Origin of the sequence: Paenibacillus sp. BR2-3, from assembly GCF_046529485.1 — a bacterium.
Taxonomy (GTDB): domain Bacteria; phylum Bacillota; class Bacilli; order Paenibacillales; family Paenibacillaceae; genus Paenibacillus_AQ.
Genome location: NZ_CP126311.1, coordinates 962180 through 977402 on the forward strand (window position 1 = coordinate 962180; position 15223 = coordinate 977402).

Sequence of the window (15223 nt, forward strand, 5' to 3'; positions counted from 1 at the left end):
ATATAACTAGTAAATCATGAAATTCCGAGTCTATTTTACTTAGATCAAGGGGAACTGAATATGACAGACCGATTAATCCGGCTAATGCGCATTATTACGCTTATTCAAGCCAAGCCAGGTATTCTGGCCCGTGAGCTGGCGGAGAGGTGCGGCACCAGTGAGAGAACGATCTACCGGGATATGGATGCCCTTAGCGCGATGCATATCCCTATCACCCATTTGGGACACGGTAAAGGTTATACATTTATCGGAAATTTTGCACTTTATCCCTTGGATTGGTCGGAAGAAGAAGCGGCCGCTTTTTCACAAATTAGCTCTATAATAGAAGATATTAAACCCCTGATGCCGGATGGCTTTGAGGGTGCCTATGAAAAAGTCATGGCAGCTGAATATAAGCTAAAGGCGGATAAGGAAGAAAAGATGGAGAGCGCCAAAAAAGAAACGGGTTCAAACCGGATGGAAAAAAACAGCTATCAGCAGGAGCAGTCTCCATTTCTGACAGAAATTCTGGGGTCCGTTCTGAAGCAGAGGAGCATTCAGGCCGACTATAGCGAAAATGCCCATGAGGAGTATGGTACTTTAATTGATCCCTACTGCCTGGTTCCACTTGAAAACCGGTTTCATCTTATCGGTTACTGTCACCGATTTGGACTTATTCGAACCTTTCATATAAACGGTTTTTCCAACGTAAAGCCCCAGCCCCGGAGCTTCTCCAAGGATCACTTTAATTTGCAAACCTTTCTGAAAAAGAAATGGTCCTTGGACCAGGACAGTTTGCAGGTGGAATTCAAAGTGAAATTTTCAGAGCTTCTGCTGGAGCGATTAAAAATAGAGGAGATGGATATTCAGCCGATCAAAATTGACCGTCAGGGCCGCTGTCTCCATTTTGCGGTTGCACTTGAGCAGGATATTCAATTTATCAGCTGGATTTCCTGTCTTGAAGAGGAAGCCGAGATCCTGGAGCCTCTCTATTACCGGGATGTCATGCGTTATCAATTGGAGAAATGGCTGTCGCTATATAAATAGCGATAGTCTTTCTCCTTTTTTTTGGATTTACACCCATAAACAAATGGGATAAATCTTTTTCATAAATTTTCCTTGTCGGACACGATTATATATAGTAATGTTATAAAAAATAACATGATAGATGATTGAAGGTATTATTTCTATCATACGGTGTCAGGTTAAACAATCTCTCTGATCTAGAGAGTTTTTCTTTCCCGGCATTTGACCTGCGTTCAATTTTCAACCAGAAGAGAGGTATTCCCTTGATCCAGCCCATTCTGAAAATAGAGGATCTGCACACCCATTTTTTTACCGATCGAGGTGAGATTCCAGCTGTCGACGGCATTGATCTTTATGTGAATCCCGGCGAGGTGCTCGGTATAGTTGGGGAATCAGGTTGCGGCAAGAGCGTTACATCCTTGTCTATACTGAAGCTCGTTCCGAATCCGCCCGGTAAAATCATAGGCGGGCATATCTATTTCAAAGGCATGGATATCGTGCCTCTGAAAGAGAAGGAAATGCGAAAAATCCGGGGTGATGCCGTATCGATGATATTTCAGGAACCGATGACCTCCCTCAATCCGTTGTTTACCGTGGGTCAACAAATTATAGAAACGGTACGCCTGCACCGGGGATTCTCCAAAAAACAAGCAAAAGAGCATGCGGTAGAGATGCTTCGCAAGGTAGGCATCCCAAGACCGGAGGCTATTATCGATGAGTATCCGCACCAGTTGTCGGGCGGGATGCGACAGAGAGTAATGATCGCCATGTCGATCTCCTGCAATCCGGAGCTGCTGATTGCCGACGAACCGACAACTGCTCTTGACGTAACGATACAGGCGCAGATTCTGGATCTGATCCGGCGTTTGAATGAAGAGCAGGGCACAGCGGTTATGCTGATCACCCATGACTTGGGTGTGGTAGCGGAAATGTGCCACCGTGTAGCTGTTATGTACGCCGGCAAGGTAGTGGAAGAAGGCAGTGTGCACGATATTTTCAATAATCCGCTTCATCCCTATACAAGAGGTTTGATCGAATCTGTACCAAGAATGGAAGAGACACGCGAGCGGCTGTATTCCATTCCAGGCAATGTGCCCATCCTTAGCAATGATATGAAAGGCTGCCGTTTTGCACCCAGATGTCCGCATGTTATGGACATTTGCCATCAGTCAATTCCGCAGTTGACCCTGCAGGAAGAAAGTCACAGCTGCAGATGCTGGCTGCATGAAAGTCAACAGGAGGATGCAGTATGAGTGAGAGTCTGCTTACGGTCAAGGGCCTCAAAAAGTATTATCCGATCAACAAGGGATTCTTCAATAAAGCCCAAGGGTTCGTCAAGGCAGTGGACGATATTTCCTTCTCGGTAAACAGAGGGGAGACCTTTGGTCTGGTAGGGGAAAGCGGTTGTGGCAAATCCACGACCGGCCGTTCGCTTCTTAGATTGATTGAGCCCACGGCGGGAGAAATTTGGTTCGAGGGACAGGATATCACCAAGCTTACTATAGAAGAAATGCGCAGACGGCGCCGGGAAATGCAGATTGTATTTCAAGATCCTTTCTCCTCGCTTGATCCCCGCAACACGGTGCAGCGTATTCTGGAAGAACCGTTGATTGTGCACGGCGTAGGCGATGCCAAGGAACGCAGGGCTGCTGTTGAGCGGCTGGCCGATGTGGTCGGACTCGCGAAGGCGCATTTGCAGCGTTATCCGCATCAGTTCTCGGGGGGACAACGGCAGCGTATCGGAATTGCCAGAGCGCTGGCTCTGCAGCCTAAGCTTATTGTCGCTGATGAGCCTGTCTCTGCACTTGACGTATCCATCCAGTCTCAGGTTATTAACCTGATGCAGGATCTGCAGAGTGAATTTGGATTGACCTACATATTTATTGCTCATGATCTAAGTGTTGTGAAGCACATCTGCGACCGGGTAGCTGTTATGTATTTGGGCAGAATCGTAGAAATTACTGACAAGCACAAGCTTTATGCCCAGCCGATGCATCCCTATACACAGGCGCTGCTATCCGCCGTACCGGAGCCGAATCCGGATCTCCGCAAGGAGCGTATTATTTTGCAGGGTGAGGTACCGAGTCCCGCGAATGCGCCGGTAGGCTGCGCTTTTAACACGCGTTGCCCAAAGGTGATGGACGTGTGCCGAAATGTAAGGCCGCCGCTGCTAGAGACAGAATCGAGACATCTTACAGCCTGCCATTTGTACGATGAGGCTGTAAGAATTCAGCACGCTTAAACACTTTTAATTGTATTTTAGCCTTGGTTTATGGCTGCGCTTTGACGCGGCTGCATATAAACGCGTTAATACTTTCTATTGGGAGAAGGGAGTTTTCTAGAGATGAAGAAGTGGAGCCATCTTGCATTGGTATTAATGCTGAGCGCGGCATTTGCGCTGAGCGGCTGTGGAGGAAACAATTCCGCTAACACAGAAGGAAACACAGGGGGAAATGCAGCGGCTACTACCGCACCGGAAAGCTCTCCGGATGCTGCGGCAACAGCACAAGACACATTGATTGTAGGTCGGGGCGGAGATTCAGCATCGCTTGATCCGGCCATTGTAACTGATGGTGAATCTTTGAAGATCGCTCATCAGGTGTTCGATTCCTTGCTGGAGTACAAACCCGGCACCTCTGAAGTTCAGGCTTCACTGGCTGACAGCTGGGAAGTATCGGCTGACGGCTTAATCTACACCTTCAAGCTGCACCCGGGCGTGAAGTTCCACGATGGTACGGACTTCAATGCGGACGCTGTAGTATTCAACTTTAAGCGCTGGAGCGATCCGGCCAGTGCCTTCAAATTTGAGGGAGATTCCTTCGACTATTTTGATTCCATGTTCGGACCTGACGGCAGTCGTGTAATCAAAGAAGTAAAGGCTGTTGATGCGACTACCGTTCAATTTGTACTGAACCAGCCGCAGGCGCCATTCCTGCAAAATATCGCAATGACCTCTTTCGGTATCGCCAGCCCTACAGCTATTCAGGAGAAGAAAGAAAACTTCAAGAATGAGCCGGTTGGAACAGGTCCGTTCGTCTTCACAGAGTGGAAACATAACGATTCCATTACATTGGATAAGAACCCTAATTACTGGAAGGAAGGATTGCCGAAGCTGAACAAAGTGATCGTGCGCTCCATTCCGGATAACTCGGCACGCTTTAATGCTTTGCAGAACGGTGAAATCGACCTGATGGAAGATCTGAGCCCGGATGATCTGTCAACGCTCGAAGGCAACACCGAACTGCAAAAGATCGAACGCCCACCGTTCAATGTAGCCTACCTTGGCTTCAACTTTAAGAAAAAGCCTTTTGATAATGTGAAAGTAAGACAAGCGCTGAATCATGCAGTCAACAAACAAGCAATCATTGATGCTTTCTTTGCAGGTCAAGCACAAGCGGCAATCAACCCCATGCCGCCATCACTGTGGGGCTATAACGACAGCGTGAAGGACTACGAATATGATCTGGACAAAGCAAAGGCGCTGCTGGCAGAAGCTGGTTACCCTAACGGTTTGCCGGATACTGTAACCCTGTATGCTATGCCGGTATCCCGTCCTTACATGCCTGACGGCAAGAAGGTTGCTGAAGCCATTCAAGCAGACTGGGAAAAAATTGGCGTGAAAACAGTTATCGAGTCTCCGGAATGGGCTACTTACCTGGATGACACAAAAGCCGGCGAAAAGGATGATATCTTCATGCTTGGCTGGACTGGCGATAATGGCGACCCTGATAACTTTATCTACACCTTGCTGGATAAGGATGCAATCCCGGGCAACAACCGTGCGTTCTATGCGAACGAAGAGCTGCACACCATTCTGGTGAACGCTCAGAAGGAAACGGATCAAACCAAGCGTTCGGATCTGTACAAACAGGCCCAGGAAATCATCAAAGCAGATGCGCCTTGGGTTCCGCTTGTGCATACAACACCGCTTTTGGCCGCTAAAGCTAATCTGAAAGGATTCGTTTCGGGTCCAACAGGTACGGAATATTACAGCGAAGTATACTTCGAATAGCAGAATACGGAGTCAGCTTGCCGCCGCGAACAGCGGCGGTAAGTTATGTTCTGGATCCTCGAAGCAAAAGCTCCACTGTGTGGGGTAGTTTACCATTACACCTTTGGAAGGTGAGCCGACTTGAATTCCTACTTATTAAAACGTGTCATGGTACTGATTCCTGTTCTGATCGGGATGACGATTATCGTTTTTTCCATCATTCATGCCATTCCCGGCGATCCGGCAGAAACGATCCTTGGGCAAAAAGCAACGGAGCAATCCAAGCAGGCGCTGCGGGAGCAGCTCGGTCTCGACAAGCCTTGGCTGCAGCAGTATTTTAACTATATGGGTGATTTATTACAAGGTGACTTTGGCACCTCGATTCGTACCAAAACACCGATCGTCAAGGAAATTATGCCTTATTTGGCGGCTACATTGGAGCTTACGACTGCAAGCATGCTGTTTGCCACTTTTGTAGGCGTGAATGCGGGTATTCTGAGCGCCTGGCGGCAAAACTCATGGTTCGATTATACGGCAATGATTATTGCGCTCATCGGGGTTTCCATGCCGATCTTCTGGCTGGGGCTTATGGAACAGCTGATATTTGCATTGAAGCTGCATTGGCTTCCCTCGATCGGGAGGATGGATCAGCGGAATCCGGTGGAGAGTATCACCAATTTGTATGTCATTGATACTATTTTGGCGGGAAACTGGGGCCAGCTCTGGACCGTCATTAAGCACCTGATACTGCCAAGTATTGCTCTCGGAACGATTCCGATGGCGATTATCGCCCGGATGACCCGCTCCAGCATGCTGGAGGTTATGAATTCTGATTATATCCGTACGGCAAAGGCAAAGGGATTGTCGCAATTTCTTGTCGTGTACAAGCATGCCCTCAAGAACGCGCTTATCCCCGTACTGACGGTTATCGGTCTGCAAACGGGCGCACTACTTGGCGGGGCCGTGCTGACAGAGACGATCTTTGCCTGGCCCGGCGTGGGAAGGTATATATTTGAAGCGATCAGCTCGCGTGACTATCCCGTTATCCAGACGGGAATTCTGATCATTGCTTTTATCTTCGTATTTATTAATCTGCTTGTGGATCTCATGTATGCCGCTATTGATCCGCGCATCAATTACAAGTGAGGGGTGAACCTATGGCACAGGCAGCAATCCATGCAACACCCCCGAACGTACCTGCCGAAAAGGGTTCCGGTCCTTGGCGCGATGCGTGGAAGGCCTTCCGTAAGAATAAGACAGCGATGGTCGGGCTTTGCATCATTATATTTTTTGTGCTGATAGCACTATTGGCGCCGTTTATTGCACCCTATGGCTTTAAAGATCAGGAACTGGTAAATCGTTTGAAGGCACCGTCATCGGCCCACTGGTTTGGCACGGATGACCTCGGAAGAGACCTGTTCACACGTGTTATCTATGGCGCCCGCATCTCGCTGTGGGTCGGATTTTTCTCGGTAATCGGCTCGATTATCGTAGGTACTCTTTTCGGAGTGCTGGCCGGCTTTTATGGCAAATGGGTAGATATGCTTATCTCGCGGATGTTCGATATTTTGCTGGCTTTTCCGAGTATACTGCTCGCTATCGCGATCGTGGCCATTCTTGGACCTTCACTGCAAAATGCGCTCTACGCCATTGCTATCGTCAATATCCCCACCTACGGCCGTCTTGTGCGGGCGAAGGTGCTGAGCCTGAAATCAGAGGAATATATTACAGCCGCAAGAGCCATCGGGATGAAGAACAGCCGTATTCTGTTCAGTCACATCTTGCCGAACAGCCTGACACCGATTATCGTTCAGGGGACGCTGGGTATTGCAACTGCAATTATTGAAGCAGCCGCGCTCGGTTTCCTCGGACTTGGTGCCCAGCCCCCTGATCCGGAATGGGGTAAAATGCTCTCGGATTCACGGCAATTCATTCAAAAGGCACCCTGGACGGTGTTTTTCCCGGGCCTATCCATCATGCTGACCGTACTCGGATTCAACCTGATGGGCGACGGTCTGCGCGACATCCTCGATCCACGTATGAAGAACTAAATATACCCAAACAGCCTTTTAGACGGGAAACCGTTTGGAAGGCTGTTTTTTTATTGTTTATATCTATTTATAATTAAATATATACAAACATAACAAAACATATAGAATAATTCATTTGTATGTGCTAGAATCACCTAAATAAATAAAAGCTTCATATTTGGGAGGAATGGGAAATGGTAAAGAAATATCTGGTTGGTATGCTGGTAATCATACTGGGAGTCGTTCTGTTCGTAGGTCTGTCTTCAATAACACCTGAGGGAAACGTAGAAGCCGCGCCTAAGAAAACTGAGATCATTGTTTCGGCAGCAGCAAGTTTACAGGACAGCCTGGACAAAATTTCCATTAAGTATGAGAAGCTTCATCCTGATATTGACCTCGTATTCAACTATGGAGCATCCGGTACGCTGCAAAAGCAAATTGAGCAAGGAGCACCGGCTGACCTTTTCCTCTCTGCCGGAGACAAACAAATGAATGCCCTGGTCGATGGCGGCCTGATTACCGACCACAAAGTGCTGCTTAAAAACCAATTGGTTGTTGTTATTCCAGCTGATTCCAAGGTTAAGCTAACGACGATTACACAGTTAACAGATAAAGCATTTAAGAAGGTCGCTGTGGGACAACCGGAATCGGTACCGGCAGGTCAATATGCACAACAGTCGTTGACAACCAAAAAGGTATGGGATACGCTGCAAAGTAAACTGGTATTTGCGAAGGATGTTCGACAGGTGCTATCTTACGTGGAAACGGGAAATGCGGATGCAGGCTTTGTCTACAAGACAGATGCATTAACTTCCAAAAAGGTGAGAATAGCTCTTACGGTAGGTACGCATGTACACAAAGCGATTAACTATCCGGCTGGAATTGTTAAGGATACCAAGAATTTGGAAGAGACAAAGGCCTTGTATAGCTACCTTCAAACCAAGGAAGCACTCGATATTTTCACAAGCTATGGATTTCTGCTTCCATAAACCACAAATAATGAAATAAGCGGGTTGAATGAGATATGGAGATAAATTGGACTGACTTTTGGGCTCCGGTATGGCTTTCGGTCAAAATCTCTGTGATTACGAGTATAATCGTCTTTATCCTGGCTGCTGCTGCTGCCAAAGCGATGGCACACCGGAAGTTTCCCGGCAGAAGTTTGGTGGAAACGGTGTTGCTGCTCCCGCTAGTCCTGCCGCCCACTGTGCTTGGTTTCCTTCTATTGGTAATCCTGGGACGACGCAGTTGGATTGGGAAGCTATATGAGCAATTCACGGAGCAGACGATTCTTTTCACCTGGGGTGCGGCAGTAATTGCCGCCGTTGTTGTAGCCTTTCCGTTAGTATACCGCACGGTTAAGACAGGTTTTGAAGAGGTTGAACGCGATTTGGAGGATGCGGCCCGGGCTCAGGGAGCCAGCGAGCTTCAGGTGCTGCGTTATGTTTCACTCCCACTAGCCAGCCGTTCTCTTGCTGCTGGCTATGTCTTGGGCTTTGCCCGCGGTCTTGGAGAATTCGGGGCCACGATCATGGTAGCCGGAAATATTCCGGGCCGTACACAGACCGTCCCAACAGCTATATATGTAGCCGTAGACGGGGGTAACATGACCCTCGCCTGGATGTGGGTGTGCTCCATAATCGCCATTTCCGCTGTGATGCTTATGTTTGTAAACCGTAGTGCCTGATTCGGTGAAAGTACAGGAACGCCAATAAGACCATCCCTCGCCTAATAGCGGAGGAGGGTCTTTGTTTTTTACTAGGATAACGTTTCGTAAACAACATTCCCTGATGAGCTAAGGTCATACCCATGAATCGAACCGAGCTCACTGCGGAAGGAAGCTGAGCGCAGAATCTCAATGACTGAATCGATCCATAGCTTATTCTCCGGCTTCTTGAGCATAACCAGATCGTACCGCTCCTGAATAAGTGGAATGAAATCAATGCCCTCCACAATTTTGGCCGCTTTCTCAATACCGATGCCAACATCGGCTTCGCCCCGCGCTACCTTACCTGCTACCGCAAGATGACTGTTCTCCTCCGTTTCATAGCCCATCAGGTCTGACGGTGAATGACCAAGCAAACGCAGCTGCTCATCGAGCAGCACACGTGCGCCGGACCCGCGCTCCCGGTTAATCAGCGTAAGCCCCGCCTGCTGTAAGTGGGCCCACGATGTTATTCCTTTCGGGTTCCCTTTTTGTACAAAAAAGCCCGCACTCCGCGTCAGCATGTGCACGACAATATACGGAAAACCGACGAGCAGCTTGCGAATATAGGGGAGATTGTATTCTCCCGTATCCCCATCGAGCAAATGCGTACTGACGATATCCGATTCTCCATGGTACATAGCAATCAGGCTGTCCAGACTTCCGGCATAGGAACGAAGAGGACGGTCAGCTGACAGGCTTCGTTCCAGGTACGTTGCGAGAATATCCAGCGACATGTCTTGGCCGGTGATGACGATGCTGCGTCCAGCCGATTTGCCGAGCTGTGCAGCAGCGGAATGCAGCGGCAGTGCCGGAACCGGAGCAGGAGCTGCTGAAGGAGGCGGTGATCCAGCCGTTGATCCAGTCGGTGACGCAGGCTGTGTCATCCCTGACCCGGCATTCCGGGCAGCCGAGCCGCTTCGCGAATGCTGTTTATACGCTTCCAAATCCGAAGCGTCGACACGCATTTGTTTGCCGACCCGGTAAGAGGGAAGCTCGCCTTTTTTGATCAGATCATATACTTTCAATTTTGATATCTTCAGCAGCTGGGCTATTTCTTCCGTCGTATAGGATGTTTCCTGAGACATTACGTTCCTCCTGGGGTAACGATTATAAATTTATATTTGCCGTGCCGTCTGCAACTATTCTATGCAAAACACTACTCTATTTACTCCGATGGCGCAATAAGGCACGATGGCTTTCCATATAATTTGTTTTTTTAACATGAAACTTTTTAAGAAAATGACTTATAATAAATAACAAAATATAGCTTGGTAGAGATAGGGATGACGGATATGACATTAATTGAGAAAAGAGAGCACCGCCAGTATCCGGAGATAACCCGCCTGGAAACTTCACGCGCCGCTTATGAGCGTGATTATTCACGCCTGATTCATTCGCCGACCTTTCGTCGGCTGCAGGGTAAATCCCAGGTGTTCGGCGCTGGAACGGGGGATTATTATCGTACGCGTCTGACTCATTCCCTCGAAGTGGCACAGATTGCCCGTGAAGCGGCCAAAAGCCTGCTGCGATCCTATCCGGAGGTGGAGACAGGACAGGCCTCAAACCCCGGGCTAGTCATTGATCCGGAGGTTGTGGAATGTGCGGCCATTGCGCATGATTTCGGCCATCCTCCTTTTGGTCACAAAGGGGAAGAAGTGCTCGATAACATTTTGGATAATCTTATTGAAGAAAAGACCATCCGGGCGGCCAGCCTGACGGGAGCCGATCCGGCGCAAAAGCTGCTTATTCATGAAGATATGAAGCGGAAATATGAGCATTTTGAAGGCAATGCGCATAACTTCCGTCTGATTATGTTTCTCGAGAAACGCGAGAATATTGATGGGCTGAACCTGTCTGACGCTGTGCTGCTGGGGATAAATAAATATCCTTTTCCCGGAACGGTGCTCAAAAAGGGCATGTACCTGCACGAATGGGACTATATCTCTGAAATCCGCAGCCAGTGGGGAATACCGGCAGGCAAAAAGACGCTGGAAGCCCAGCTTATGGATCTATGCGATGATATCGCTTATTCCGCGCATGACTTGGAGGACGGCATCAAGGCCGGCAAAATCGAGGTGCATGATCATTTCATGCATGATCCATATATCCAGCGGCTGATTGTCGAGAAAATCACAACGCTGGAGGACTCCTTCTGGAAAGATTGGACTGAAGCGGGTATCCGTACGAAAGTAGAGGAAGTGCTGACCTCGTTTCTGCGCGTATGGACAGAGAAAATGCCGACGTGTGAGAATGATTACTCCCGCACCCGCCGCGAAGTGAAGGCTTATTGGGTCAGCACCTTCGTCGCCAGTCTCGGTGTTATTGCGGATGATGACTGGAAGAAGGTTACCTTCATTAAGGAAGGCAAAGAAGACGAGGATATGCTGCGTACGGTGAGTGTGCTCAAGAGCTTTGCCTGGGTGACAATGATCCGGGATCTGCGTGTGCAGCGGCTGCAAAAAAGAAGTGAATGGATTTTGCGGCGGCTGTGGGGAGCGTTTCTTGATCCCGATACCTCCAAATCGATTATCCCGACCGATTGGCTGCAGCGCTTTGAGAAGGATCAACAGCAAGCCAAGCCGATCTGGACCTGGGAGCACATGGTGATCGATTATATAGCAGGGATGACGGACGCTTTTGCCGAGAAAATATACAACGAGCTGTACGGGCTCAAGGTAGGGTCAATTTACGATTTGGATTAAATAGAAGTATAGATAAAAGCCTCCGATGCCCATTTACAGATCTGTAAGTGGTACATGGAGGCTTTCGTTCGTTTAAACTTAATACTGGCGGCTGTAATCTACAACATTACGGGCAGGTGAACCGCCGGAAATATAAGACTTGATATTTTCAGTGAAAATATCAACGATCCTGTCGGCATAACGATCCGTGTTTCCGGCACTATGCGGGGTAATAATAACCTGCTTCATTCCCCAGAGCGGGTGATCCGGAGGCAGCGGCTCGGTCTCAAATACGTCCAGCCCGGCCCCGCCCAGCTGCCCGCTGTTCAATGCATCCACCAGATCGTCCGTATGTGTGGTAGCGCCTCGCCCGATGTTAATGTAGATTGACCCTTGCCGAAAGGCAGAGAATACAGGTTTGTTAAATAGATAACGCGTCTTATCGGTTAGCGGGAGAGTATTAATAATAAAATGCCCTTTACTAACAGCTTCCTTTAAGTGTTCTGTGGTATAAACGGAGTCGAAATCGGGCAAAATCGCTCCTGAGCGGCTTACGCCCACGGTCTTCATGCGGAAGGCCTTGGCGATTCTCGCCGTTTCGCTCCCGATTGCGCCGGTGCCGACGATAACGGCTGTTTTGCCGGTCAATTCGCTCTCGGTCCCGTCCGATTCCCAGAGCCGTGCCTCCTGATTGCGTATGGCCGTATGGAGGTTGCGTGTAAAGAGCAGCATGAATCCGAAAATCACAGCGGAGATCGGCTCGGCATGCACGCCGCTGGCATTGGTCAGAATGATCCCGCGATCCTGGAACCGCTGGAGCGGAAGCTTCTCGATACCGGCAGACCATGTCTGCACCCAGCGGAGCGGTGAACCTGCAGCCAGCGTTGTATCTGCGATGCCTTTGGCCCAGCCGATTACAATTTCCGCTTGGCCAAGCAGCTGCAAATCCGGATGTTTGGCATCGGCCTGTGTCAGTGTATAGTCTGGAGCAGCCTCTCTGATTCTCTCCTGCTGCTGCGGTGTCAAAGGCTGCAAACATACAATGGATTTAGTCATATGAATATCCTCCCGGGTTCGTTATGCGATGGATAAGTGATAAAGCCTATGTTGATAAGGATATCAAATCCGCCAAGAAAGGTGAAATTTCAATGAAAAATAAGGAGTCCAGTCGTCCGGAAAGACTGTTCGTTGCCATCCGGCTGCCTGAAGAGCTTCGCGCAGCTTTGGGTCGTCATTGCCGCATATTGTCCACGGAGCTTGATTTCTCAAAGTGGGTGCATGCCGAGGATTACCATATAACGCTGCAATTTCTGGGAGACACTCCGCCGGAAAGGATTCCGGCTCTTATCGCAGCACTGAGGGATGCAACGGCCGGATTTACCCCTTTCGAGCTGTCCTTGCAAAAATGGGGCACGTTCGGACCGCCAGCCTCTCCCCGTGTGCTATGGGGCGGGATTGATGGTGATCTGCAGCAATTACACGCTTTGCAAAGAGCGGTAACCTCCGCCACACTGCCGCTGGGTTTTGCCGGTGAAGACAGGGAATACAGGCCGCATATTACTATGGCGCGTAAATACCGCGGTGATCGCCCTTATACGGCAGAGCGTCTGCAAGCTTTGCAGAAGCCAGAGGGAAATACGAAAGACGTTATTGATAATGTGTCATGGATTGTTGATTATCTGGTAGTTTTTGTAACCAGAATGCATAAAAGCCCGATGTACGAAACGGTCGAAAAAATTACATTTTCCTAGAAAATCGACAGAAATGTATTCAAACCTCCCATTTTCGGTTACATAGAATAGGAATGTGCTGTAATTAGGAGGTAGTATAAGTATATGTTGATATTTAAACAAAGCCGCTGTATAGCGCTGTTGGTCGGCGTAATACTGGTGTGCTTTTCGGCGATAAGCCTGCTCTATCCGGGGGGGATCACGGAGGGCGGGCAGAACAGAATGCAAATGGTTAAGCTGCAATCATCCGGGTTATCCGCTGACTTGCCGTTGACGCTGAAAGAGGATACAGACCCTAAAAGGACACAGAGCACGCTTCTTTCGAAGCGGGCAGCTGTTGCTCCCAAGCTTAACCCATCATGGAAATCGGAGGGGGAAGCGGCATGGATCAGTATCTGGGATTTAATAGACCAAAGCAAGCCAGTCACTTCCGGTATACCGGTGAAGGCTGCTGCAGTCACTTCTCCACCTGCCGCGCAAAAGGCGCTGCATAAGGGAGAGGCAACGGTATCTCAGCAATATCCCCCAACAACATTATTCTTCTCACGGACGGAGCTATTAAGCCAGGAACAGCAGAGCAATGCAACCTGGCGCTACGCGGTATCCGAAGAAGATATGCTTCTGCTGCAGAAGGTTGTAATGGCAGAGGCAGAAGGCGAACCGTACCAGGGCAAGGTGGCAGTTGCCAACGTTGTTCTGAACCGGCTGCGGTCAGCCAATTTCCCAGACACAATTAAAGATGTGATCTATCAGAAAAGCCAATTCAGTCCTGTAGCGAACGGGCGCCTTAAACGCGTCAAGCCGAATCAGGATAGTATTAATGCTGTCAAAGCGGCGCTTTCCGGAGAAAAGGAAGTTACCGACGACACTTATTTTTTCCTGTCGTTAAAGCTTGCCGAGGATCTGACTGTGCACCATTCACAGGAATATGCCAAAACCATAGGAAATCATACCTTCTATAAATAGTCGCCGGAAGAAATTAAGGTAGATGCTGTTCTGCTGACACACGGTCATTCTGATCATCTGGGGGACGCGATTGAGATCTCCAAGAGCAACAATTGTCCGATATTTGCAGTTTATGAGCTTGCGGATTATTGTAAAAGTAAAGGTGCGCAGGTCAAACATATGAACATAGGCGGTTCCTTCATTCGCATGAAAGTCGCGTCTGGATCGGTCTTACTGAAACAATTTCGGTTGCCGAGGGTATTCTGGTACTGCTCGTATTTTTGCAGACGAGGGAGCAGATCCTTGCGGAGCTGACGCACCGCTTTCTTCAGCGGCTTGTCTTTCGGCTTCTCCTGGAGCTGGGCTTCCAGCTTTTGAAGGGCGGTTTCTAATTTTTCGCCGGTCAGTTCTGTTCTTTCGCCGAGTTCGGCAAGGTCACCGCCTTGGTTAGTCTGTTCTTCCCGCTGCTCATTTGCTTCAATGGTAGCAAACAGCGTGTGCACCTTCTCCTGTAACCTGGCTTTGTGTTTGACGACGGCTTCCCCCCAAACGAAGGTGTAACGGTTGGCATTCGCTTCAATCTTGGTTCCATCTACAAAGTAATGCTCCAGAGAGACGTACTTTTCGTCGGCCAAGAACTGAAGCACGGCGGTAAATACGGATTCGAGGACGTCTTTCATCCGCTGGGTGTAAGCGTAGATAATGACTTTGGTTAACATTTTGGGATGATAGCTGTCACGGCCGTATTAACGACACGAACGAGGTGATTTGACGGAATATCTTCTTCTAAATCCATTGGCAGGTAAAGTTGGTCCATGGTATATTGGATGTACAAAGAAATCGCTCCTTTTAAAATGGTGGCTTCGACACTTCCATTTTACCAAAGGGCGATTTCTTTTTGTGATTTTAAAGAAGATTTGGGAGGAAGGGTTTCCGCTGAAAGCAGCGGAGAGGACGGAACGATTGCGGAAAAGCGGCAGCGGTCGCCTTGCTCTCCGGATTTTTACCGTTAAGGAAAATAAATAAAATCTGGAGAGCACAGCGACTTACGCAACGGTCCGTTCGCGGAGCGTTCATCCAAAACACCCACTTCAATCTTTCTCCAAAAACAAAAGGATGTCCCATAGCCATTT

General features: G+C 48.9%; 15 protein-coding genes and 1 pseudogene. 13 read left to right on the forward strand and 3 right to left on the reverse strand.

The annotated features are described in order from the left end of the window. Positions 1-60 precede the first annotated feature (60 nt). The 8 genes from PaeBR_RS04550 (at position 61) to modB (ending at position 8713) form a co-directional block, all read left to right on the forward strand. Entirely contained in the window at positions 61-1026 is a 966-nt protein-coding gene (locus tag PaeBR_RS04550) for a helix-turn-helix transcriptional regulator (RefSeq protein WP_410513706.1), read from the forward strand. Between the two features lie 242 nt (positions 1027-1268). Further along, entirely contained in the window at positions 1269-2258 is a 990-nt protein-coding gene (locus tag PaeBR_RS04555) for an ABC transporter ATP-binding protein (RefSeq protein WP_410513707.1), read from the forward strand. Continuing rightward, positions 2255-3247 (forward strand): ABC transporter ATP-binding protein, encoded by a 993-nt coding sequence (locus PaeBR_RS04560; protein ID WP_410513708.1) that lies wholly within the window; start codon positions 2255-2257, stop codon positions 3245-3247. The genes PaeBR_RS04555 and PaeBR_RS04560 overlap by 4 nt, the downstream gene beginning before the upstream one ends. A gap of 102 nt (positions 3248-3349) precedes the next feature. Beyond that, the gene (locus PaeBR_RS04565) at positions 3350-5017 is read left to right on the forward strand and encodes an ABC transporter substrate-binding protein (RefSeq protein WP_410513709.1); all 1668 of its coding nucleotides are present in this window, start codon (positions 3350-3352) and stop codon (positions 5015-5017) included. 120 nt (positions 5018-5137) lie between these two features. Next, positions 5138-6142 carry an ABC transporter permease gene (locus PaeBR_RS04570; protein WP_410513710.1) on the forward strand — a complete coding sequence of 335 codons (1005 nt, stop codon included), beginning with the start codon at positions 5138-5140 and terminating at the stop codon, positions 6140-6142. 11 nt (positions 6143-6153) lie between these two features. Continuing rightward, positions 6154-7047 carry a nickel transporter permease gene (gene nikC, locus PaeBR_RS04575; RefSeq protein ID WP_410513711.1) on the forward strand — a complete coding sequence of 298 codons (894 nt, stop codon included), beginning with the start codon at positions 6154-6156 and terminating at the stop codon, positions 7045-7047. A 173-nt stretch (positions 7048-7220) separates the two neighbouring features. Continuing rightward, the gene (modA, locus tag PaeBR_RS04580) at positions 7221-8015 is read left to right on the forward strand and encodes a molybdate ABC transporter substrate-binding protein (protein ID WP_410513712.1); all 795 of its coding nucleotides are present in this window, start codon (positions 7221-7223) and stop codon (positions 8013-8015) included. A gap of 35 nt (positions 8016-8050) precedes the next feature. Continuing rightward, positions 8051-8713 carry a molybdate ABC transporter permease subunit gene (gene modB / locus PaeBR_RS04585; RefSeq protein ID WP_410513713.1) on the forward strand — a complete coding sequence of 221 codons (663 nt, stop codon included), beginning with the start codon at positions 8051-8053 and terminating at the stop codon, positions 8711-8713. 71 nt (positions 8714-8784) lie between these two features. Here modB and PaeBR_RS04590 read toward each other — a convergent pair whose 3' ends face one another. After that, positions 8785-9819 (reverse strand): substrate-binding domain-containing protein, encoded by a 1035-nt coding sequence (locus PaeBR_RS04590; protein WP_410513714.1) that lies wholly within the window; start codon positions 9817-9819, stop codon positions 8785-8787. Between the two features lie 207 nt (positions 9820-10026). On the opposite strand from PaeBR_RS04590, the gene PaeBR_RS04595 reads away from it, so the two are divergent. Beyond that, entirely contained in the window at positions 10027-11436 is a 1410-nt protein-coding gene (locus tag PaeBR_RS04595; RefSeq protein WP_410513715.1) for a deoxyguanosinetriphosphate triphosphohydrolase family protein, read from the forward strand. A 78-nt stretch (positions 11437-11514) separates the two neighbouring features. On the opposite strand, the gene PaeBR_RS04600 is transcribed toward PaeBR_RS04595, so the two are convergent. After that, positions 11515-12471, reverse strand: a complete 957-nt coding sequence (locus PaeBR_RS04600; RefSeq protein ID WP_410513716.1) for a D-2-hydroxyacid dehydrogenase — start codon at positions 12469-12471, stop codon at positions 11515-11517. Between the two features lie 23 nt (positions 12472-12494). Here PaeBR_RS04600 and thpR point away from each other — a divergent pair, with 23 nt between their 5' ends. The 3 genes and pseudogenes from thpR to PaeBR_RS04615 form a co-directional block, all read left to right on the forward strand. After that, complete coding sequence (gene thpR / locus PaeBR_RS04605; RefSeq protein ID WP_410513717.1) at positions 12495-13166, forward strand: RNA 2',3'-cyclic phosphodiesterase; 672 nt, start codon at positions 12495-12497, stop codon at positions 13164-13166. 84 nt (positions 13167-13250) lie between these two features. Beyond that, positions 13251-14111, forward strand: a complete 861-nt coding sequence (locus PaeBR_RS04610) for a cell wall hydrolase (protein ID WP_410513718.1) — start codon at positions 13251-13253, stop codon at positions 14109-14111. 6 nt (positions 14112-14117) lie between these two features. Continuing rightward, a pseudogene (locus tag PaeBR_RS04615) lies at positions 14118-14285 on the forward strand (MBL fold metallo-hydrolase); the annotation flags it as partial. Here PaeBR_RS04615 and PaeBR_RS04620 read toward each other — a convergent pair. Then, the gene (locus PaeBR_RS04620; protein WP_410513719.1) at positions 14237-14770 is read right to left on the reverse strand and encodes a hypothetical protein; all 534 of its coding nucleotides are present in this window, start codon (positions 14768-14770) and stop codon (positions 14237-14239) included. The pseudogene PaeBR_RS04615 and the gene PaeBR_RS04620 overlap by 49 nt on opposite strands. Before the next feature lie 147 nt (positions 14771-14917). On the opposite strand from PaeBR_RS04620, the gene PaeBR_RS04625 reads away from it, so the two are divergent. Beyond that, positions 14918-15103 carry a hypothetical protein gene (locus tag PaeBR_RS04625; protein ID WP_410513720.1) on the forward strand — a complete coding sequence of 62 codons (186 nt, stop codon included), beginning with the start codon at positions 14918-14920 and terminating at the stop codon, positions 15101-15103. The last annotated feature ends 120 nt before the right edge of the window (positions 15104-15223 follow it).